23 protein-coding genes and 5 tRNA genes are annotated in these 22,422 nt (G+C 36.7%); 3 read left to right on the forward strand and 25 right to left on the reverse strand.

Annotated elements, in window-relative coordinates; translation table 11 throughout:
* Positions 1 to 86: 86 nt before the first annotated feature.
* The 6 genes from ACZ76X_RS27060 to ACZ76X_RS27085 all read right to left on the reverse strand — a co-directional run bounded on the left by ACZ76X_RS27060 (position 87) and on the right by ACZ76X_RS27085 (position 1,112).
* Positions 87 to 162 (reverse strand) — tRNA-Asp (locus ACZ76X_RS27060).
* A gap of 46 nt (positions 163 to 208) precedes the next feature.
* Positions 209 to 284 (reverse strand) — tRNA-Val (locus ACZ76X_RS27065).
* 4 nt (positions 285 to 288) lie between these two features.
* Positions 289 to 363 (reverse strand) — tRNA-Glu (locus ACZ76X_RS27070).
* Between the two features lie 8 nt (positions 364 to 371).
* Positions 372 to 462: transfer RNA gene (locus ACZ76X_RS27075), tRNA-Ser, on the reverse strand.
* A 3-nt stretch (positions 463 to 465) separates the two neighbouring features.
* A tRNA-Asn gene (locus tag ACZ76X_RS27080) sits at positions 466 to 540 on the reverse strand.
* A 113-nt stretch (positions 541 to 653) separates the two neighbouring features.
* Positions 654 to 1,112, reverse strand: coding sequence for a SprT family protein (locus ACZ76X_RS27085; RefSeq protein ID WP_479852286.1), 459 nt, complete (start codon positions 1,110 to 1,112; stop codon positions 654 to 656).
* Between the two features lie 195 nt (positions 1,113 to 1,307).
* Between ACZ76X_RS27085 and cmpA the strand changes: the two genes are divergently transcribed.
* Positions 1,308 to 1,424, forward strand: a complete 117-nt coding sequence (gene cmpA, locus ACZ76X_RS27090; protein WP_001143642.1) for a cortex morphogenetic protein CmpA — start codon at positions 1,308 to 1,310, stop codon at positions 1,422 to 1,424.
* 58 nt (positions 1,425 to 1,482) lie between these two features.
* Here cmpA and ACZ76X_RS27095 read toward each other — a convergent pair whose 3' ends face one another.
* The 6 genes from ACZ76X_RS27095 to acpS all read right to left on the reverse strand — a co-directional run bounded on the left by ACZ76X_RS27095 (position 1,483) and on the right by acpS (position 7,415).
* Positions 1,483 to 3,651 (reverse strand): Tex family protein, encoded by a 2,169-nt coding sequence (locus ACZ76X_RS27095; RefSeq protein ID WP_479852287.1) that lies wholly within the window; start codon positions 3,649 to 3,651, stop codon positions 1,483 to 1,485.
* A 67-nt stretch (positions 3,652 to 3,718) separates the two neighbouring features.
* A complete protein-coding gene (ndoA, locus tag ACZ76X_RS27100; protein ID WP_000635963.1) occupies positions 3,719 to 4,069 on the reverse strand; it encodes a type II toxin-antitoxin system endoribonuclease NdoA in 351 nt (116 codons plus the stop codon).
* Between the two features lie 4 nt (positions 4,070 to 4,073).
* On the reverse strand, positions 4,074 to 4,361 hold the full coding sequence (locus ACZ76X_RS27105) for an antitoxin EndoAI (protein WP_000004570.1): 288 nt from the start codon (positions 4,359 to 4,361) through the stop codon (positions 4,074 to 4,076).
* Between the two features lie 299 nt (positions 4,362 to 4,660).
* Positions 4,661 to 5,830 carry an alanine racemase gene (alr, locus tag ACZ76X_RS27110; RefSeq protein WP_479852288.1) on the reverse strand — a complete coding sequence of 390 codons (1,170 nt, stop codon included), beginning with the start codon at positions 5,828 to 5,830 and terminating at the stop codon, positions 4,661 to 4,663.
* Positions 5,831 to 5,948: 118 nt separating this feature from the next.
* Positions 5,949 to 6,899 carry a LolA family protein gene (locus ACZ76X_RS27115; protein WP_479852341.1) on the reverse strand — a complete coding sequence of 317 codons (951 nt, stop codon included), beginning with the start codon at positions 6,897 to 6,899 and terminating at the stop codon, positions 5,949 to 5,951.
* Between the two features lie 156 nt (positions 6,900 to 7,055).
* Positions 7,056 to 7,415, reverse strand: a complete 360-nt coding sequence (acpS, locus tag ACZ76X_RS27120; RefSeq protein WP_479852289.1) for a holo-ACP synthase — start codon at positions 7,413 to 7,415, stop codon at positions 7,056 to 7,058.
* Positions 7,416 to 7,507: 92 nt separating this feature from the next.
* Here acpS and ACZ76X_RS27125 point away from each other — a divergent pair, with 92 nt between their 5' ends.
* Positions 7,508 to 8,080, forward strand: a complete 573-nt coding sequence (locus ACZ76X_RS27125) for a rhomboid family intramembrane serine protease (protein WP_479852290.1) — start codon at positions 7,508 to 7,510, stop codon at positions 8,078 to 8,080.
* Here ACZ76X_RS27125 and uvsE read toward each other — a convergent pair.
* The 13 genes from uvsE to ACZ76X_RS27190 form a co-directional block, all read right to left on the reverse strand.
* Positions 8,073 to 9,035, reverse strand: a complete 963-nt coding sequence (uvsE, locus tag ACZ76X_RS27130) for a UV DNA damage repair endonuclease UvsE (RefSeq protein ID WP_479852291.1) — start codon at positions 9,033 to 9,035, stop codon at positions 8,073 to 8,075. The two genes, ACZ76X_RS27125 and uvsE, sit on opposite strands and share 8 nt — an antisense overlap.
* 96 nt (positions 9,036 to 9,131) lie before the next feature.
* Entirely contained in the window at positions 9,132 to 10,691 is a 1,560-nt protein-coding gene (gene cshA / locus ACZ76X_RS27135) for a degradosome RNA helicase CshA (protein ID WP_479852292.1), read from the reverse strand.
* Between the two features lie 305 nt (positions 10,692 to 10,996).
* The gene (gene murF / locus ACZ76X_RS27140; protein ID WP_479852293.1) at positions 10,997 to 12,373 is read right to left on the reverse strand and encodes a UDP-N-acetylmuramoyl-tripeptide--D-alanyl-D-alanine ligase; all 1,377 of its coding nucleotides are present in this window, start codon (positions 12,371 to 12,373) and stop codon (positions 10,997 to 10,999) included.
* A 61-nt stretch (positions 12,374 to 12,434) separates the two neighbouring features.
* Positions 12,435 to 13,520, reverse strand: a complete 1,086-nt coding sequence (locus tag ACZ76X_RS27145; RefSeq protein ID WP_479852294.1) for a D-alanine--D-alanine ligase — start codon at positions 13,518 to 13,520, stop codon at positions 12,435 to 12,437.
* Between the two features lie 224 nt (positions 13,521 to 13,744).
* Positions 13,745 to 15,016 (reverse strand): MDR family MFS transporter, encoded by a 1,272-nt coding sequence (locus tag ACZ76X_RS27150; RefSeq protein ID WP_479852295.1) that lies wholly within the window; start codon positions 15,014 to 15,016, stop codon positions 13,745 to 13,747.
* 107 nt (positions 15,017 to 15,123) lie between these two features.
* Entirely contained in the window at positions 15,124 to 16,539 is a 1,416-nt protein-coding gene (gene bcaP / locus ACZ76X_RS27155; protein ID WP_479852296.1) for a branched-chain amino acid transporter BcaP, read from the reverse strand.
* A 230-nt stretch (positions 16,540 to 16,769) separates the two neighbouring features.
* A complete protein-coding gene (locus ACZ76X_RS27160; RefSeq protein ID WP_353766222.1) occupies positions 16,770 to 17,942 on the reverse strand; it encodes a homogentisate 1,2-dioxygenase in 1,173 nt (390 codons plus the stop codon).
* Positions 17,908 to 18,864 carry a fumarylacetoacetate hydrolase family protein gene (locus tag ACZ76X_RS27165; protein WP_479852297.1) on the reverse strand — a complete coding sequence of 319 codons (957 nt, stop codon included), beginning with the start codon at positions 18,862 to 18,864 and terminating at the stop codon, positions 17,908 to 17,910. Before ACZ76X_RS27165 ends, ACZ76X_RS27160 begins: the two co-directional genes overlap by 35 nt.
* A gap of 66 nt (positions 18,865 to 18,930) precedes the next feature.
* Complete coding sequence (hppD, locus tag ACZ76X_RS27170) at positions 18,931 to 20,049, reverse strand: 4-hydroxyphenylpyruvate dioxygenase (protein WP_062822147.1); 1,119 nt, start codon at positions 20,047 to 20,049, stop codon at positions 18,931 to 18,933.
* A 309-nt stretch (positions 20,050 to 20,358) separates the two neighbouring features.
* A complete protein-coding gene (locus tag ACZ76X_RS27175; protein ID WP_098669228.1) occupies positions 20,359 to 20,469 on the reverse strand; it encodes a DUF3948 family protein in 111 nt (36 codons plus the stop codon).
* A 42-nt stretch (positions 20,470 to 20,511) separates the two neighbouring features.
* Positions 20,512 to 20,619: a DUF3948 family protein gene (locus ACZ76X_RS27180; RefSeq protein WP_000664237.1), complete on the reverse strand. Its 108-nt coding sequence runs from the start codon at positions 20,617 to 20,619 to the stop codon at positions 20,512 to 20,514.
* A gap of 41 nt (positions 20,620 to 20,660) precedes the next feature.
* Complete coding sequence (locus ACZ76X_RS27185; RefSeq protein ID WP_000664237.1) at positions 20,661 to 20,768, reverse strand: DUF3948 family protein; 108 nt, start codon at positions 20,766 to 20,768, stop codon at positions 20,661 to 20,663.
* 41 nt (positions 20,769 to 20,809) lie between these two features.
* Positions 20,810 to 20,917: a DUF3948 family protein gene (locus tag ACZ76X_RS27190; protein ID WP_048520051.1), complete on the reverse strand. Its 108-nt coding sequence runs from the start codon at positions 20,915 to 20,917 to the stop codon at positions 20,810 to 20,812.
* A 602-nt stretch (positions 20,918 to 21,519) separates the two neighbouring features.
* On the opposite strand from ACZ76X_RS27190, the gene ACZ76X_RS27195 reads away from it, so the two are divergent.
* Positions 21,520 to 22,392: a Cof-type HAD-IIB family hydrolase gene (locus ACZ76X_RS27195; RefSeq protein ID WP_479852298.1), complete on the forward strand. Its 873-nt coding sequence runs from the start codon at positions 21,520 to 21,522 to the stop codon at positions 22,390 to 22,392.
* Positions 22,393 to 22,422 lie beyond the last annotated feature (30 nt).

A 22,422-nucleotide genomic window follows, 5' to 3' on the forward strand; every position in this document is an offset into this window, starting at 1 on the left:
CGAAATACTTATCTTCTTTTCAAAGACAAATGTTATTGTACCATAATGACCAATAAAAAACAACTGCCAATTAGCAGAAGTTAAAATGGCGGTCCCGACCGGGGTCGAACCGGCGATCTCCTGCGTGACAGGCAGGCATGTTAACCACTACACCACGGGACCATTTAATCTTTAAATTAATGTCATTTTAATTTTCATTATAATATTATGGTGGAGGATGACGGGATCGAACCGCCGACCCCCTGCTTGTAAGGCAGGTGCTCTCCCAGCTGAGCTAATCCTCCGAAGTGGTGACCCGTACGGGATTCGAACCCGTGTTACCGCCGTGAAAGGGCGGTGTCTTAACCACTTGACCAACGGGCCAATATGAATGGCAGAGAAGAAGGGATTCGAACCCTCGCACCGCGTTCGCGATCTACTCCCTTAGCAGGGGAGCCCCTTGAGCCACTTGGGTACTTCTCTGTATGGCTCCGCAGGTAGGACTCGAACCTACGACCGATCGGTTAACAGCCGATAGCTCTACCACTGAGCTACTGCGGAATAATGAAGACAATTTGTATCTTATAAAATTTCTCATCGTAAGTCAAGAAGTTTTTTACAACATCTTGTACAAACGTGACATGTTTATAATATACTGGATTGCGTTTTCACTGTCAAGATGTTTTCTTTATGAGAATTAGTTTCCCTTTACACTTTCCGCAGACATATTTTTTTGTATTTATTTGGCGTCTTCTTACATATTGAAGTAAACACTCCATACATTCATACATATAAACCTTTTTTTCTTTCTCTTCATTTATCATTCGTTTACAAAAGCGTGGTGCACCAACTGCCTTTAATAGTTCACGAAAATCCTTATCCCTATGCTTATACCCTCTTCCTGTAATATGTAAGTGATAATGGCAAAGTTCATGTTTAACGATTCCAACTAATTCTTCTTTCCCATACATTTCGTAATATCGATGATTCAGTTCAATATTGTGTGTATTCAATAGATAACGTCCACCAGTTGTACGCAATCTACTATTAAACATCGCCTTATGTAAAAACGGCATTCCGAAATATTGTAGCGATACTTCTTCCACTAGCCGCTGTATTTCTTGCTTATCCACTTTCATTCCTCCTAAACAAAAAAATATTTTTACACTTTTCTCCTCTCTTATACATATATTAAATAGTACATATACCCATCCTCATTCAAGAAGCGTGGTTTCTAAAAACATAGCAGAAGTAGAAATCCACTCACCAACCTCTCATCAATAGTACCTTACATTTTTGAGAGTAGGATTAAACAAGGAGGGATTCCTATGCCTACATGGCTCAAAAAACAAATGCAACGCGCATATTTTGAAAAAAACCGGTATCAAATTAAATTGTTAAATGAATGCTGGTTTTATTATAGCAAAATACATCAAAGCTCATAATTCATTACACATTTTATCCCATAAAAAAAGAGCAGTTTCCATCTGCTCTCTTCTCTTATTATTCAATCGGCAGCATTGATAGTGCAACGCGACCCTTTTTCGTATCAATATCATCTACCCATACTTTGACGATTTGTCCCACAGATACGATATCTAACGGATGTTTCACGTATTGTTTGCTTAGTTTAGAAATATGTACTAGACCATCTTGTTTTACACCTACATCAACAAAAGCACCAAAATCGACAACGTTACGAACTGTTCCTTCTAGTTCCATCCCACGTTTTAAATCTTCTAATTTCAAAATTCCTTTTTTCAGAAGTGGTTTAGGTAACTCATCCCTCATATCTCGCTCTGGACTAATGAGTGCATCTATAATATCAACTAATGTTGGCTCTCCAACTCCCGTTTCTTGTGACAACTTAGCAATCTCCACTCCTTCTAAGCTCTTTTGTAATTGCGGTTGTCCTACATCATCTTTGGATAACCCTAGATTCTTTAATAACAATTCAACATTTTTATATTGTTCTGGATGAATACCCGTTCGGTCTAACGGATTTATCCCTTCTAATATACGTAAGAAACCTATACATTGTTCATATGTCTTCGCACCTAGACGTGGTATTTTCTTTAAGTCTGTTCGTTTTGTAAATTTCCCTTCTTCTTCACGCTTTGCTACAATATTTTTCGCAACAGTTTTTGATAAACCCGAAACATATTGTAATAACGCAACTGAAGCTGTATTTACATTCACACCGACTTGGTTAACTGCCGTCTCTACTACAAACGTTAATGATTCATTCAACCTCTTTTGAGATACATCATGTTGGTATTGTCCAACCCCAACTGATTTAGGATCAATCTTTACAAGTTCAGCAAGCGGATCTTGCAGACGTCTTCCGATAGAAACAGCACTTCTTTCTTCAACCTGTAAATCCGGGAATTCCTCCCGGGCTAAATCAGAAGCCGAATACACACTCGCACCAGCCTCGTTCACAATAATATAGAAGACTTCTCGTTTCACATTTTGTAATACATCAACTATAAATTCTTCCGATTCTCTAGAAGCTGTACCATTCCCAATCGCAATCATTTCAACTTGATATTTATTTATAATAGAAAGAACTTTCGTTTTTGCATCTTCATATTTACGTACTGGTGGATGCGGATAAATAACATCAATATATAGAACTTTCCCCGTATCGTCTACAATAGCTAATTTACAACCCGTTCTATATGCAGGATCTACAGCTAACACAACCTTTCCTTTCATTGGAGGTTGTAATAACAAATTACGTAAGTTCTCAGAGAAAATATGTATCGCTTGTTCTTCGGCTGTTTCTGTTAATTCTTTTCGAATCTCTCTTTCAATAGAGGATTGAATTAAACGTTTATAACCATCCTCAATTGCCAACTTTACATACTGTGCACTTTTTGAATCGTTATCACGAATTACTTTCTTATATAAGAAAGCTACTATTTCATCTACTGGCGGAACGACAGAGACTCTCAATATATCTTCTTTCTCACCGCGATTCATCGCTAATACACGATGCGGCACCACTTTCTGCAAAGGTTCTTCATAGCTATAATACATTTCATATATATTCTTTTCATCTTTCTCTTCATCTTTTACAGCCGAAGACATAACACCTTTTCTAAAAGTAACATTCCGAATCCAACTACGATACGACGCTTCATCTGAAACAATTTCTGCAATAATATCTTGAGCACCTTGTAATGCTTCTTCTGCAGATTGCACTTCTTTCTCAGCATTCACAAACTCCATTGCCTTCTGACTTGGATCTTCTTTCGTATATAACAATAACCATTCAGCTAATGGCTCTAACCCTTTTTCTTTTGCAATCGTTGCTTTCGTTCTTCTTTTCTCTTTATATGGACGATATAAATCTTCTACTTCTTGCAACTTGGTAGCTTTCACAATTTGCTGACGTAATTCTCCTGTCAGTTTCCCCTTCTCATCAATAAGACGAAGAACCTCTTCTTTCCTATCTTCAAGTTGCATCATATATTGCCATCTCTCTAAAATCGTACGAATTTGCACTTCATCTAAAGAGCCTGTCCATTCTTTTCGGTAACGAGCAATAAATGGAACTGTGTTACCTTCTTCTGTTAATTGAATAACATGACGAACTTGCTTTTCGGTAAAGCCTAATTCCTTCACTAACATTTTCATTAACGCTTGTCGATTATCTACCATTTCCATATACAACCGTAACCCCCTCTATAATAAAAAAAGTTGCCCTGCAAAGAGAGCAACTTAAACTGCCGATTTAAAAATCTATTAGTCCTAAACTAATTTGTAGCGCTTCATCTACACGAATCATCATCACTTCATCTAAGTGAGTGATTTTGTCCGTTAAGCGCTGCTTATCGATTGTTCGAATCTGCTCAAGTAAAATAACAGAATCTCTCTCAAAACCGTACTTTTTCGCATCAATTTCCACATGAGTGGGTAATTTCGCTTTTTGAATCTGTGCAGTAATAGCCGCTACAATCACCGTTGGACTAAAACGATTTCCGATGTCATTTTGAATGACAAGAACCGGACGAACGCCTCCTTGCTCAGAACCAACAACTGGGGAAAGGTCTGCAAAATACACGTCGCCGCGTTTTACAATCAAAATATTACCCCCCGCTAACTAAGCGTTCTACTGTATGAGCTGCTTCATACTCTGCTAAGAAAGCTTCAGATGCAATACCAAGATTAATTTTTCCCATTTCAATGTACCCACGTCGCATTGATTCATGTTGGTAGCGTTTCTTCGTCTTATGTTGACGCAATAACAGTTGTGTTGCCTGGCAAATTAGTTCATGGCGATTCTTATTCTCTTGTTTTCCAATTCCGTCCAATTCCGTTACCATTTGCTTTGGCAACCGAACCACGATTTCAGTAGTTACACTTGATTCGGACACAAAAATACACCTCCACCGTCAACTACACACCCAAATATATATATGACACCTATTGTAATAATACCATTGTATGGAGCCTGTTGCAAAGACTTCCTTATTCCTTGCTTATGTTTTCCAATTCACAAACAAAACATTCATATTCTTTTATTTTTTATCTCATTACAACAAGAAACAGAAGAATTTCTGCAGTAACTTATGTTAAAAGTACTGATAAGTAAAAAGCTTCTCGCCAAAAAATGAACTTATTCTCAGCCGATGAACAGTCCTCTCAAATGACAAGAAGCAAATCATACTACCTTCTATATATTGTTTAAATAATTAATTACTTCTACAACCTTGCCATTCCGTATAAATATTCTCGGTACCCGGAAGCTTATCGTTGAAATAATTTCATAATTAATAGTCCCTGAATATTCAGCAACCTCAGTAGCACTAATATACTCATCGCCTTGTCTTCCGATGAGTGTAACTTTCGTACCAAGAGGCACTTTACGAGGAAGGTGTATCATGAATTGATCCATCGTTACTCGCCCTACAATCGGTACCCTTTTACCATTTACAAGCACTTCAAACCCTTGTAATCTTCTAAGCCATCCATCTGCATATCCAATTGCAACGGTTGCAATCCATTCTTCCGTTTTTGTTCGATAAGTGACGTTATAACTAATTCCATCCCCTTTAATCACCTGTTTAATATGAGCAACCTTCGTATGCAGTGATAGCGCTGGTTCTAATTGAAACGGTAAAAAAGGGCGTATTTCTACAGACGGGGATAACCCATACATCGCTATGCCAATTCGTACTGCATTAAATGTAATCCCTTGAAAACGTAGCGTTGCAGCACTATTAGCTGTATGAACAAACTTAGGATCCACTCCGAATTCTTTCAACCAACTTAACTGCTCCAAAAATGTGTTATATTGCTTATCGAAGTAAGAAGTCTCCACCTCATCCGCTGTTGCAAAATGTGTATAAACTCCTTCTAATTGCAAAAATGGTGCACCTTCTAAACTCTTTAAAAACCCTTTTAATTCTTTACGTTCGCGTATTCCAATTCTCCCCATGCCACTATCAAAATTAATATGGTACTTCATTGTAGACGAACCATCCCAAAGTTTGATTGCTTCGTCCACCCATTCTTTTTGAAAAACGGTTAACGCCACATCATTTTCAGCAGCTACATTGACGTCACGGGGCGGGGAAGGACCTAACACTAAAATCGGCACAGTAATACCAGCCCTCCGAAGCACTAAAGCTTCATCTAAAAAGGCAACCGCTAACCTTGTCGCCCCTGCTTCTAATGCCGTTTTGGCTACCGGTACATAATCGTGTCCATATGCATTGGCTTTAACTACAGCAAAAATCTCTACATCACTTGGAATGAAATTTTTAATATGTGTAATATTGTTATAGATTGCATCTAAATCGACTTCCACCCAAGTGTCACGGTAAAACGGTGCTTCTTCCATAAATACACTTCCTTATACACGATATGCGAAGCTTATTCTTTTATATGCTTCTTTTATGAAATCCATCCTTCAAACTAAGAAAAGACGTGGTGCACATATATCACCACGTCTAAGAAGTTTACTTCACTTGCTTCTCTGTAACTGAACGAGCAACCATTAATAGCTCCTTCGGCTCTAAACCTTTAGACACGAGCATATATTCTACTCCATTATGCGACCACGTTAAAGAGTCTTTCGTCAATGCTCCAATTGTAAAGCCAAGGTCAACCAATTCTCCGCTCACACTTATTGCTGACGAAGCCTCTGCAACTTTTGCCTTTTCTTGTATTAAAGTAAAGGATTTCTTACTTCCAGTGTATGTGAGTATCGCACGCTTGCCACTGTCTGTCTTCAACTCTTTTTCGTCTTTCAAAACCATACCTTGCGGTGTATCACGCGGATACAAAATAGCAAATGGTTTGTCTTCTTTCGCTGTCGTTTGAACATCTACTTGCGCTCTAGACATGTTTTGTTTCGTATCAAATGCACCTTTATCAAATTTCGCATCAAATTTCACTTTTGAGAAATCTACTTTCACAAGAACATTTTGATCATTATCCATTAATTTCACCGAAACTGGTGTTAGATCACTTTTCTTCAATGTAATCTCTTGTTTCGGCAACATGTTTTGATGTTGATAGTTTGTTTTTGTTTTAAAAATATAATATTTATCTGTTTTTTCAAAAGTAAGGTTTTTCTTATCCTGCAAAATATCTCTCACAAGGGATTCATATAAGTAAGCCTGGCTACTATTTTGCGGCCAATCACTTTGAAAACGGAAACTCTTATTAAGCGCTGGCGTTAATACAAATACACCTTCTTCATTTCTTAAAATAATTTGGCTTTGATCTTTTTTCGCATTTTGCAAATTCACACGATAAAAAGAAGGTTCTTTATGCCATATTTCCACCTTATACTCCTGAGGCTCATTCCCTGTTTTAATAGATAATTTTGCTTCAGCTTGATAACTTTTCATCCCTTTTACTTTTGACTCTAAATCTCTCACAACATCATCTTGTTTCTTTTCCATACAACCGGCCAACACAAAAACGGTTAATAAACCGACAAGAACTAAAAACAGACGCCTTTTCATCACTTCAGCCCCTTTGCCCCTATAAATGAGTGGAAGATGTGCCTTCCTTATCGCTACCACAAATATATGAGACAAAGATATAAAATATGCAGACTAGCTTGACGAGCTTTCTAAAACCACTTGAGCAACAGCAAATTCCTTACTATGACTAATTGATAAATGAACAATATACTCTGTATTTGTAAGAAGAATTGGCTTCCCTCTATCATCATTTCTTACTTCAATATCTAAAAAACTTACTTCTTCCCCGATACCAGTGCCTACCGCCTTTGAATACGCCTCTTTTGCTGCAAACCTTCCAGCTACAAACTCTGTAAGACGGCTTCCCTTCAGCTCCTTAGCAACATTACGTTCACTTTTAGTTAAAATACGTTCCATAAATTTAAGCTTTCCATCTAGCATTTTTTCAATTCGATTCAATTCAATAATATCGATTCCAATCCCTACAATCATTTCAAAATCCCCTTCTTCTATTTAGCTTTCTTTTTTCATATTGTAAGAATAACAGAGAATCTTTCTGATGCAAAAGGAGTGATACTCACAACATGCTAATACCATCCGCCCGCATTTCCTTACAACCAATTGTCATTGCTTTACTTCTCATACAATTATTCATGATTATGTTAGGCGACTTTTTTCTCTTTCCTATGGCAGCTTATAATGAATATATCGCTAAAGGAGAATGGTGGCGTCTCATAACTTCTCTGCTTGTACATGTAGATTTACAACATTTTCTTTCTAATAGTATTTGTTTATTCGTGTTTGGCTCTGCTATTGAAAAACAACTAGGGCATTTTTCTTTCATTATTATTTTTTTCCTTTCTGGCATCTTTGGAAATATTTTTTCTTATCTTATTATGCCTCTTGAATATATTCATGCCGGGGCATCTGGCGGTATTTTCGGATTGCTAGGTGCACAGTTGTTTCTATTGTATAGTCGATATCGTTCTTCCAACCCAAAAGACATCGCTATTTTTTCAATTATGATATGTATACTATTACTATTCACTTTCTTCAATCCCTCTGCCAATCCTATCAGCCATTTAATAGGATTGATCATTGGTGGTATTTGCACCCCTTTATTGATAAAAAAACTCGATGGTGCAGAGCTTATTTAATATAAAAGCTTGCACCATCGACAATTTCCACATCTGTTTGTTCACTTAAATCTCTCATGAGTTGAAATAAAGACTCATCCTTCTTCTTCGCTTCAATCATACAATCAATTTGCGGAACACTTCCCTTTATCTTTTTTAAAAAAGATAAAAAAGTATCTACATCAATAAAATCTGCATGCGCCCTCGGGTCTTTCCCCTCTCTAGGACTAGAAATATGCATTTTCACTGGTAACAAAGACGATTCCCACGTATGTACAACACGCGCCCAATCTTCATGCCAATCTTCTCGATTATGATTCATCATATGGTGATGCAAATCAAATACAACGGGAATGTCCAGTTTTTCTCCTAAATATAATGTTTCCTCCAGCGTAAAAGTTGTATCGTCATTTTCTAACATAATCATTTCCTGAATACTTCTTGGGACATTAGACCAATTCTCTATAAAACGCTCTAATGCGAGCTCTTTATCTTTATATCCGCCACCAACGTGCATTACACATCGTTGCTTATGTTCAATCCCCATGCCTTTTAACAACTTTTTATGCATTTGTAATGTCTTTACAGATTGTTTAAAAATACTCTCCTCAGGTGAATTGAGTACAACAAAATGATCTGGATGGAAATCGATACGCATATTCATACGAATTGCATATTCACCTAACTCTTTCAGTTTTTCTTTTAAAGGACGAATATAGTTCCAATCTAACAACTCCTCATGATTTGCAAGGGGGATGAGTTTGGAACTAAGACGAAAGAATGATATATCATGTCCTCTATTATGTTTTAATAGTCGCAAACAGTTTTCCAAATTCGAATTAGCAATTCTTTCAAGTTTGCGAATCGCCGCTTCTCGATCATCTATTTTTTGAAACTGCGCATACGTCATCGTTTGAGATGGAGATGCGTTTTTCAAATGTACACTCATTGCAACATACCCAAGTCTTACAAGCATGTAGCACCTCATTTCTACACAAGTTATTATGTAGTATGTACAATTACAGAAATAAAAAAAGAGAATGCCGGCAAAGGGCATTCTCTTTTTTTATTATTAAGCTTGTGGCTTACGGCTATGATGTTTTCTTTCGCCGCGTCCGTTTGAAGATCCTGGGCGACCTTGACCTTCTCCACGACGACCACGGTTGCCATCACGGCTACCTTCACGATTACGATCACGGTTACGATCACGGTTACGACCATCGCCACCGCGTCCATCACGACTACGATTACGGTTACCATCACGGTATCCGCCTCCGTTACCACCGCGTTTTTTAGAACCGCCACCTCTTGCAACAACTGGTGGTTCTGATGTTAAAGCGATTGGAGTTGTATCCGGCTCTTTTGTCATCATTTTTAAAGCAGCAGCTACTACTGTTACAGAGTCGTTCTCTTCTAACATTTCTTCTGCAATACGCTTGTAGTATGCTAAGTTTTCATTTTCAATTGTACTTTGAAGTTTTTCAGCGATTAAACGTTGTTGACCTTCTAGTGCCTCGTCAAGTGTCGGTGCATCCATACGGTCCATTTTACGTTTTGTTGTACGCTCGATATTTTTTAATTGTCCTGATTCACGTGGTGTTACAAATAGCATTGCAATACCTTTTTTACCCGCACGACCAGTACGTCCAATACGGTGAACGTATGATTCTGGATCTTGTGGAATATCGAAGTTATATACGTGTGTTACGCCTGAAATATCAAGACCACGTGCTGCAACGTCTGTTGCAACAAGAACTTCAATAGAACCTTCTTTAAATTTACGTAATACAGACATACGTTTCGCCTGAGTTAAATCACCATGGATACCTTCTGCAGCATAACCACGTAAGTTTAATGCTTCTGATAATTCATCAACACGACGCTTTGTACGACCGAATACAATCGCAAGCTCTGGAGATTGAATATCTAGTAAGCGTGTTAACACGTCAAACTTTTTCTTTTCTTGCACTTCTAAATAGAACTGCTGAATGTTTGGCATTGTTACTTCTTTTGCTTTTACTTTAATGTGTTGAGGCTCAGTCATGAAACGCTCAGCAATACGACGGATTGGGTCCGGCATTGTCGCTGAGAATAATAATGTTTGATGTGTTTCTGGCACATCTGTTAAAATCGCTTCAATGTCTTCGATGAAGCCCATGTTTAACATTTCATCCGCTTCGTCAAGAACAACTGTCTCTACGTTTTGCAGGCGAAGTGTTTTACGGTTAATATGATCTAAAATACGACCCGGCGTACCAACAATAATGTGTGGGTGTTTTTTTAGAGCACGAATTTGGCGGTTAATATCTTGACCACCATAAATTGGTAAAATACGAACGCGTTTATGTTTACCAATTTTGTATAGTTCTTCTCCAACTTGGATTGCTAATTCACGCGTTGGCGCGATAACAATACCTTGAACTGTTTCTTTACGAGTATCTACTTTATCTAATAGCGGTAATCCAAATGCTGCTGTTTTCCCTGTACCTGTTTGTGCTTGCCCAATAATATCTTTACCTTGCAATGCATGAGGAATTGTTTCAGCTTGAATCGGCGTAGCTTCCTCAAAGCCCATACTTTCAACAGATTGCAGTAAAGAATCACTTAATCCTAATTCTCGAAATGTTGTCAATGTTACTTCTCCTTTTCTATCCTATACTTATCATTTAAAAAAAGGCATTTTCCGAATTGGCGGAAAAGCCCTTTTCCTGAATGCTCACGTATATAAACGGGCGTATATTCTTCGCGAAAATACTTCTAAACGTTATTACACTTTATCAATTATAAGTTTTGTATGTGTAAAAAGCAAACCCAACTGTTACCTTATTTTCATATTCAGAGTTTTTTTCTTCACTTTTATTTTTTTATATTTACTGTAAGCGCTTATTATAAGTTTCTTCTATTTTCGTAACTATCATCCCTATTTATATACACCAATTATTTCAACATCGTAATTACTTCTTCTAACTTCATACCGCGAGATGCTTTTATTAATACAACATCTTTCGCATCAACTACTGCTTGCAACTCTTTTACTAACTCTTCTTTATTATCATACGCCTTTACACGTTCATTAGGGAAATTAATTTTCGCTCCTTCAGCAATTTGAGCCCCTAATTTACCATATGTGAACACATATGCGATTTTTGCTGGATCGATTAATTTACCTACTTCATAATGAAATTGTACTTCTTGATCTCCAAGCTCTAACATATCACCAAGCACAACTATTTTTTTAGCAAATCCATCTAAACCATTCATTAAGTGGAATGCCGCCTCCATAGCTGTCGGACTTGCATTATAAGCGTCGTTGATAATTGTTAATCCGCTATTTGTTTTCACAATTTCCATACGCATGCCTGTCATTTGAAGCGTTACTAAACCTTCTTTCATCTCTTCCCACGTTACACCAAAATGTTTCGCAATTGCCATGGAAGCAAGCGTATTATACACATTGTGTTTTCCTAATACCGGTAGATAGAATGAAATATTTTCTTCTCTATTCATTTTAAAGTGTGTCCCAGTTGCTTGTAACGTTACAGTCGTTGGATAGTAATCATTTGCTCTAGCATCACCAAACGTAACTGTTTCAGCTATTAAATTCATTTCAGGAACACGATTCGTTAATAATGGTTCATCTCCGTTATATACGAATACTCCACCTTCTTGTAATCCTGTCACAATTTCTAATTTCGCTTCAGCAATTGCCTCACGAGATCCTAAATCCATTAAATGCGCCTCACCAATGTTCGTAATGATAGCTGCATTTGGACGAGCTAACTTAGATAGGAATTCAATTTCCCCACGGCTTGACATTCCCATTTCTAATACAGCTACTTCTGTATTTTCTTCTAAGTTTAAAATAGTAAGAGGAAGCCCGATATGGTTATTGAAGTTTCCTTCTGTTTTTTGAACTTTAAATTTAGTCGCAAGAAGACTTGTTACAATATCTTTTGTAGATGTTTTACCGTTACTACCTGTTACACCAATAACTTTAACATCCAATTGATCGCGATAATTTTTCGCTAACATTTGTAGTGCTGATAGTGTGTCTTCTACAAAAATAACTGGAAGATTCTCAGGTGGATTCGCTACATCTTTCATCCATAATGTCGCTACAGCTCCATTTTCAACAGCTTTATCTACAAAAGCATGTCCATCGAAACGTTCACCTTGAATCGGAACATATAGATTTCCTTTTTCGATTTTTCTTGTATCAATAGACACTCCCTGTATAGTAATTCCCTCATATCGCTCTGCTAATCCCATACCATTTACCATCTGTTCTACTTGTTTTAACGTTCGATTTATCATGAAAACACTCCTTACATAGAGGAAGCACTATTCCTGTGAATAGTGCCTCCTCCTTTTTTTGTTAGATTGTATATTTAATTTTTTGTTTTTCTTCGTGACGATCAATTGCTAAACGAATTAACTCTTCAATTAATTCCGGATACGGTAATCCAGTATGTTGCCATAGTAGAGGGAACATACTAAACGGCGTAAATCCTGGCATCGTATTCACTTCATTAATATATACTTCTCCATCTTTCGTTAAAAAGAAATCAGCTCTTGTTAAGCCAGCGCCATCTAACGATTGGAATGCAACAATCGCATCTCGCTTAATAACATTAGACTCTTCTTCTGTCATTTCAGCTGGAATAATTAACGCTGTATCACCATCGATGTATTTCGACTTATAATCATAAAAGTCTTTTTTCGGTACAATTTCACCTACAACTGAACATTTCGGCTCATCATTACCTAGTACCCCAACTTCTACTTCACGTCCAACGATATTTTCTTCTACAATAATTTTACGGTCAAATTGGAATGCCTCTTCAAATGCATTCTCAAGTTCTTCACGATTTTTACACTTATTAATACCAACACTTGAACCAAGGTTTGCTGGTTTTACGAAGCAAGGGTATCCTAATACTTCTTCTACCTTTTCATATGCTGTGTCACGATCTTTTTCCCATGCGCTACGAATGAATGATGCATATTTCGCTTGTTTCAATCCAGCTTCTGCAAAGATGTTTTTCATAACAACTTTATCCATACCAGCTGCAGATGCTAGAACACCATTTCCTACATAAGGAATGTTCATTAATTCTAATAATCCTTGAACTGTTCCATCTTCACCATTTGGTCCATGTAGTAATGGGAAAATAACGTCGATGGCATTTCCCTCAGAACCTGCAGATGGAATGATTTCTGTACTTAATGATAACGGAGAAATCGCATTTTCTGCACCGCTCATTTTTAGAACCTCAACATCTGTTACTTCACCTTCAATACGCTCACCACGAACCCATTGACCTTGTTCTGTAATATAAATTGGATGAATCTCGAATTTATCTTGATTTAATGCTTTAATAGCAGCAAGAGCCGTTTGTAGCGAAACTTGATGCTCAGCTGATTTTCCACCATATAATAAGCCTAATTTAATTTTCGTCACTGAAATCACCCTAACCAATTGTTTTCATTTTTCTATTTTAGCACTTTTTATAAAAATAGGTAGTTCCTATTTGAAATAAAATGTAACTTCCACAAATAATTAAATGACACCACTTATTGGTTTTCTACACTTTTCCACTTAACTTTCTTCATAAAATTGCAACCCAATCTAGTTATGTACCTAAAATATGTAGAATTCTTCTTTTTGTGTATGTCATCTACTTATTAAGAAGATTGTTTGGTCAGTGTGCTCTTTTGCCTTTGTTCAACAAGACGATCTAAAGAAACATATACAATACCTGCAACTACACATCCTACAGCTAAAATTGTAAATAGCAAGTGGCCAAGTAATTGATCTAATAAAAAACCTCCAAGAAGTGGACCGAATGCGCTTCCTGTAATCCACTGCAAACTCGCAGCTCCCATATAAGTCCCTCTCAAATGCTCAGGAGCCAAATTTGCTACAAATGTCATCTGTACAGGCGACATAATCATCTCACCTAACGTATATATGGCATACACAAGCATGAGTGTTATTAAAATAACTGTAACATTCGCATCAAATTCCCCAAACCACTTCGGTAACCACCCTATAAAAAATAATCCAATCCCAAACAAACATGCACCATATAACATCGTCTTTCCGACAGGTTTATCTGTGGCCCATTTTGAAATTTGAAATTGGAACAACACAACTAATAATCCGTTTAGCGCCATTAAATATGGGTATGGATTGTTAGTTTCAAAAATATCCTTCATTTCATTATCAAAGTGCAGTGGCAACATGCCTTCTGTTTGGGAAAATCCCATCGAAATAATGATACCTGCTAATAAGTAAATCATTAATACCTTATCTCGCAATACAATTTTCCACACTGCTCCTGATTCCTTTTCTTTCTCCTCTTCTTTATTCATACCCTTCGGCATTGTCTCTTGAATAAGGATGAATACAAGTAATGCATAAAATAACATCGTAGACGCTGCAATAATAAACACGAGGTTCTTCGACAACATAACTACCGAAGCGCCCATTATCGGGCCAATTGCAGCACCTATATTGTGCCCCATTCGTAGTAACCCATATGCTTCTGTTCTTTTTTCTGGCGCTGTTACATCCGCAACCATCGCTGATGCAGCTGGATGAAATAACGAATTACTTAATCCTAAAAAAACAGATAAAATCGCATAAGGAATAAATCCTTCTATAAATAAAAAACCGAGCATGAATACCGCATTACTCGTCATCGAAAATATCATAATCGGCTTTCTTCCATATATATCAGCAATTCTTCCCCCTATAATTGATCCAAAGCTTGCAGCAATTGGAGAAAGCGCCATAATAACTCCAACCTGTAATAATGAATCTACCTTATCTTTTAAATATAATGCAAAAAAAGGCATCAACATCATCATTGCAATTCCATTTAACGTCTCACCAATAAACCGTATCCATACGTTACGGTCCATCTCTCTTAACTCACGCCACGTATTTTGCATCATTCCACCCCTTTGTTCACCACCAATTATCTTATAACACATTCAGAAAAATGTAAATTTTCAGAACTAAAAATCCACCCTAACAGAATTAGGATGGATTTTTCTACTTATAAATTTGCTACATCGTCTTCGTCTTTACTATTATTTAACGCACTATGTTTTCGGCTATATAAGAAGTAAACCGCAATACCGATAACCATCCATATACCAAAACTAATCCAAGCTGTTCCGGATAATTGAAGCATTAAGTATAAACAAAAAATTACCGTTAACGCTGGTAAAAATGGTACAAGCGGCGCCTTAAATGCTCTTGGTAAATCAGGATGAGTTCTTCTCATTACAATAACAGCAACAGCTACAAGCGCAAAGGCTGATAAAGTCCCCATATTTACAAGATGCGCTAATACATTTAAATCTATTAATCCTGAAATAAGTGCTGCAATAATTCCCGTTGTCCATGTATTTAAAAACGGTGTTTTAAATTTAGGGTGAACTTTAGCAAGACGCTTCGGCAATAACCCATCTCTACTCATTGCATACGAAACACGTACTTGCCCATACATCATAACTAACATTACTGTTGTAATCCCTGTAATTGCCCCTACCGAAATGACTCCTGCTAAACTATCTTGTCCAATAAATTGAAGTGCAAAAGCGACTGGATCTGATATATTTAACTGTCCGTATGGAACAATTCCTGTCAAAATAAGCGAAACAACAATATAAAGAGCTGTACAAATTAATAAAGAGGCAATAATGCCAATTGGTAAATCACGTTGTGGACGTTTCACTTCTTCTGCTGCCGTTGAAACTGCATCAAACCCTATGAATGCAAAGAACACTGTAGCAGCTCCAGCCATGACACCATCTAAACCAAATGGCATAAAAGGCGTCCAATTTTCAGGTTTCACATAATTAAAACCAGCAAAGATAAAAATAAGAACAACCGCTAACTTAATAAATACCATAATATTATTTACACGTGCACTTTCACGAACACCTCTAGATAAAAGAACTGTCATCACTAAAATAATTAGAACGGCAGGTAAATCAATTATTCCACCCTTTCCTGTACCAGGGGCTGAGGAGAGAATGGTAGGGATATGAATTCCAAATCCCTTTAATAAAGATTGGAAATACGCGGACCAACCATTTGCCACAGCAGATGTAGCAAGTAAATATTCAAGCATTAAGTCCCATCCAATTAAAAACGCGAATACTTCTCCCATCGTCGCATATGTGTACGTATACACACTGCCTGAGACAGGAACTGAAGAAGCAAATTCAGCATAACAAAATGCAGCAAAGGCACAAGCTAACGCGGCTATCGCAAATGATAATATAATAGCTGGTCCAGAATGTTTTGCTGCTACCACGCCCGTTAGAACAAAAATACCAGTTCCAACAATCGCCCCGATTCCAAGCATCGTTAAATCCAATGCGCCCAATGTTCTTGCTAACGTCTTTTGTTTACTCTCTTGCATTAACTTTGCAAGAGGCTTCTTTTGAAAAATTTGCTTCATAGCATGCTCCTCCAAGTTTTAAATTTTCTGAAAATTTTTAATTTGCTTTTTCATTTTACTCATAGTACTTTTCTCAGTCAATACTTTTGTCGAAATAAGTAGAAATTCTTATGAATTTGCAATATCCTTATCATTCTTTCCATATATCTTTCTAAAACTTTTTTTGGTATTATTATACATGTCGATTCCATAAAAGAGGCATGCTCCCTTATTGAGCATGCCTCTTTTTCCTATTTCACAGTATATGAACCTTCTTCAATCCAGCTATACATATATTTTTCATCTTCTGTTTCATGTGCTTGTTTTACAATACGAAGTGGACGGAATGTGTCTATCATAACAGCTAGTTCAAGCGTTTCTTTCTTCCCTATACTTCCCTCTGTTTTCCCAGGATGCGGCCCATGCGGAATTCCACTCGGATGAAGTGTAATCGAACCTTCTTCCACACCTTTCCGGCTCATAAAGTTGCCTTCTACATAGTACAGTACTTCATCACTATTCACGTTACTATGATAATATGGTGCCGGAATAGATTCTGGATGATAATCGTATAAACGTGGTACGAAAGAGCAAATAACGAAATTGTGACCCTCGAACGTTTGATGTACTGGAGGTGGCTGATGAATACGGCCTGTGATTGGTTCAAAATCCTCTATATTAAAGACCCATGGATATAAATAACCATCCCATCCAACAACATCTAACGGATGATGCCCTAAAACATGCTTATGCATATATCCTCTCGACTTTGTCATTACAACAAACTCACCTTTGTCGTCATATGTCTCTAATTTCTCGGGTCCACGAATATCTCTCTCACAAAACGGACTATGCTCTAACAACTGTCCGTATTCATTACGATAGCGACGCGGCGTTGTAATTTGGCTATTTGCCTCTACAACAAGAAACTTAGTCTCTCCTTCATCTGGAATAACACGATAGATCGTTCCAATTGGAATCGTTACATAATCACCTTTTCTATAGTGAATCGTCCCAAACATCGTTTCAATTTTTCCTGTTCCGTAATGAACAAACAACATTTCATCTCCATCACCATTACGGTAGAAATAATCCATTTTTTCTGTTGGACTCACTACTCCAATTAACAAATCTTCATTCCCAAGTATGAAGTTTCTTCCACTTATTGCATCACCACTTTTTTTATTTTCTTTCGTGCGGAAGTGGCGATGAGCAAGCGCTACATCTTCTTCATACTGCAACTGACAAGAATGTGATAACGCCGAATGCGATACTTCCGTTGGCATATAATGATGATACAAAATAGATTGCGTACCAGAAAAACCTTTCGTTCCCATTACCTGTTCGCGATAAAGCGATCCATCTTTTTTACGGAATTGTACATGTCGTTTATGAGGTAGCTCCCCCATGTGACGATAAAACATGCCCATCACCTGCTTCCATTTCTTTTTTGACCGTATTACGTAATGTACCTAAACCAGTAATCGTAAGTTCTACAACATCTCCATCTTGTAGCCACTCTTCCGTACCCAGTTCTAAAATACAACCTGTTCCTACTGTCCCAGAACCAATCACATCGCCTGGATATAACGTAACGTCTTCCGAAGCACGTTCGATCATTTCAGCAAATGTATAGTAAATATCTTGGAAGTTCCCCTTTGATAATAACTTTCCATTTACATGAGCGGTCATCTCTAACTCATAACGGTCACCATTACGATAAACATCTAATTCCTCTTTCGTAACAAGGTGCGCTCCTAATGAAGTTGCAAAATCTTTTCCTTTCGCTGGACCTAGTCCTACCTTCATTTCTGTTGCTTGTAAGTCCCTTGCACTCCAGTCATTCATAATACAATAACCAAAAATGTATTCCTCTGCCTGCTCACGAGAAATATTTCTTCCTTCTTTCCCAATTACGCAAGCAATCTCTAACTCATAATCAAGTTTTTTAGATTTCTTCGGACCAATTACGAAATCATTTGGACCAATTACAGCACGATGGTTTGTAAAATAAAAAACCGGGATATCGTACCATTCAGGTACAACATCTAGCCCTCTTCGGCCGCGAGCTGTTTTTACATGCTGTTCAAACGCGTAAAAATCCCGAATACTACTCGGATTAGGAATTGCCGCTGCTAATTGTACTTCTTCTAAGGAATATATGCCCTTTTCCGGATTCTTAATATTACGCAATATCTCTACATACTCATCCGCTTTCTCTAAAAAGGCGAACATAGAAGAAGGTAATTTCCCACCACTAGCAAGATTCATATCAATTACCTTGCCACCTTCAAGCCATCCAGCTCGCATTTCTTTCGAAGGAAGACGAAATGTAACGAATTTCATCCTGATTCCTCCCTATGAAAATGAAATTTCCACCAACAAAGGAGTTTTTGCTGGTGGATATAAACTTTATAAATTTCCGCGACGCTCTTGTTCTCTTTCAATCGATTCGAATAACGCTTTAAAGTTTCCTTCTCCAAATCCGCGAGAACCTTTACGTTGAATGATTTCAATAAATAGAGTTGGACGATCTACAATTGGTTTCGTAAAGATTTGTAGTAAATAACCTTCATCATCGCGATCTACTAAAATCTTTAATTCTTTTAACCTATCAATTTCTTCATCAATTTTCCCAACTCGCGCAGTTAATTCATCATAATAAGTATCTGGTGTATCTAAAAACTCCACGCCATTTTCACGCAGCGCTTCTACTGTTTTAACAATGTCATTCGTTAATAAAGCAAGATGTTGTACACCTGCTCCATTATAGAACTCTAGATATTCTTGAATTTGTGATTTTCTCTTTCCATCTGCTGGCTCATTAATAGGGAACTTAATACGACTTCCATTCGTCATTACTTTTGACATTAATGCTGAATACTCTGTACTAATATCATCATCATCGAAATGGATCATTTGTTTAAAGCCCATAACGTTCTCGTAATAACTAACCCACTCTTCCATCTTTTCAACATTACCAACTACATGGTCTACAGCAATTAAACCTGACTCTTCAAATGGAATATTAAACTCGACCTTTTGGAATCCTGGCATAAATGTTCCTTTATAATTTTTACGCTCTACAAGCGTATGAATTGTATCACCATACGTACCAATAACTGCTTTTTTCAATGTACCGTTCTCGTCTGTTAACTCTACAGGTGGAGCAATTGCGACGGCACCACGTTTCACAGCTTCTGAGTATGCTTTATCAACATCGTCAACAAGTAATGCTACATCTTTCACACCATCACCATGAGTCTTTACAAACTCTGCAATACGATTGTCGCTACTTAAAGCTCCAGACACAACGAAACGCATATTTTTTTGCACAAGAACATAAGATACCTTTTCACGGTTACCAGTTTCCAATCCAGAGTAAGCCACAATTTTGAACCCAAATGCTCTCGCAAGGTAATAACTTGATTGTTTTGCATTTCCTACGTAAAATTCCAAATGATCTACATCACGTACTGGAAAAAAGTCCTCCATTTGTGCAGCTAGCGTATCCATAGATTTTTGTTTCATAAAATCCTCATCCCCCTGTAAATAGATTAAATGGTCCATACTTAAAACCAACCGAAAACGCTTCCAACATCAATTAATAGAAATTAGTTAGCAAGCTAACAAATTCTGACCTTTAAAATTTTCTATCTTTTCTGTCAAATTCCTCTTTTTTTCTTACATATAAAATTCGACTTTTTTCTCTTTAAAATAAAGGGAGGCTATTCATACTTGGAGGGATATATAGAAGAAAACAAAAAAGACCCCAACATATTAACTACTTACTAATATGCTAGAGTCTTTATTTTTTTTGAATGATTGTATTTATATGTCTCATACTAATACATTTGCAAGGAATAGAATAAATGATGTTAATACTACCGCTCCACCTAATGATCCTACTAAATCTGTTTTTGTTACTTGTAACACTTGTTCACTGTTCATATTCCTCATTCTCCTTTCATTTTGTATGATTTAAAATTTTTATTATACTAATACGCTTGATAGAAATACGATTAACGCTGTTAATACTACTGCTCCACTTGCTGATCCTACGAAGTCACCTTTTGTTACTTGTAATACTTGCTCTTTCATTTTTCATTCTCCTCTCTTTTTCTTTTGTTACAAAACTTCTATTATACTAATACGCTTGATAGAAATACGATTAATGCCGTTAATACTACTGCTCCACTTGCTGATCCTACGAAGTCACCTTTTGTTACTTGTAATACTTGCTCTTTCATTTTTCATTCTCCTCTCTTTTTCCTTTGTTACAAAACTTCTATTATACTAATACACTTGATAGAAATACGATTAACGCTGTTAATACTACTGCTCCACTTGCTGATCCTACGAAGTCACCTTTTGTTACTTGTAATACTTGCTCTCTCATTTTATGTATCCTCCTTTTTAATAAGTTATCTATATGTAATTTCTAAGAAATGTTTATTTCACAGTTTTTATGTTATCGTTACATTAAATTCAATAACGTAACGTTTGTAACATTAATGTAACATAACTATTGTTACGTTGCAATATAATTACGTAAAATTTATTACACTTTTTTTACGTTTTTTTATAAAAATCTTTAAAAAGACTATTTTAATGCACTTTCTACTAAATTTATGTTTGTAATACTATTGTAATATTACAGTCATATAACGAAACATTTCCGTACTCACCTCTACTTTTGTTACAAATTAAAGTGCATATTCAAATGAATACGTTGGAATCTATCAAATTTTTACTAACGATTCATGCGAGATAAAGGGAAACTTTAATCAGTGGGGGTTTCTTCGTCCCCACTGTTTATTAGCCCTCACCAGTCGGACTTTTATGGATAGCCCGACCCCCACCTAAATTCTTTGCTTTCGCTGAATTTTGAGGTGGGGGTCTTACTGCCCATTAAAGCGGGATAAAATACAATTTTTCCAAGATAAGTTTATATGTTTCCTCTATATAACTATGTATAATAAAAGCAAAGAGGTGGTCATTTTGAAATTAATCGCATTAGATATGGATGGTACACTACTATCATCTAATCTTGAAATCTCCAAAGAGAACTTACAAGCTATCCAAGCTGCAAAAGAGGCTGGTCATAAAGTTATGATTTGCTCTGGTCGTGCAAAAGAGGATGCTTTAAAATTATTGGAAGAATATAAACTATCTCTTCCAGTTGGAGCGAGCAATGGGGCAATTGTTTATGTGGATGGAAAAGTAATTAACTCGCGTTGTTTACAAAACGATAAAGTATACAAGCTTGCAAAATTACTAGAATCTGAAGGTTTTCCTTATAAGCTATATACGAATAAAGGAGTTTATTCTCCATATACATGGCAAGATCAAGTCATGCAAGCGTTCGAAGAGAACAAGCATGCATTAGATGTTACACTTGAGGAACTTGAAAGAATTACAGAAAAACAAAAGAAATCAAACTTAATTACTGATTTCCAAAAAATCGAAGATGTTGTAAATAATCCAGAATTAGAAATATCTAAATTCTTCATTTTGACGTTTAATGCAGCACATCGTGCACAGCTATTAAGTATGTTAAAAGAAGATACTGATATTTCCGTTACAGCATCAGCTCCTACTAATGTAGAAATTATGGATAAGCATGGTCATAAAGGGAACGGCCTACAAGAGATGGCTGCTTATTTCAATATACCAATTGAAGATACTATTGCAATCGGGGACAACTTTAATGATGTGCCAATGTTACAAGTAGCTGGCTTATCTGTTGCAATGGGCAACGCTGAAGAAGATGTAAAAAAGCTATGTGATGTTGTAACATTAACAAACAATGAACATGGTGTTGCTCACGCAATCGAAAAATTTGTATTGAAACAAACTTCATCTAGTAAATAAAAGAAAAGGACTCTTTCTATTCGAAAGAGT

This window comes from Bacillus sp. BC05(2025), assembly GCF_056725905.1.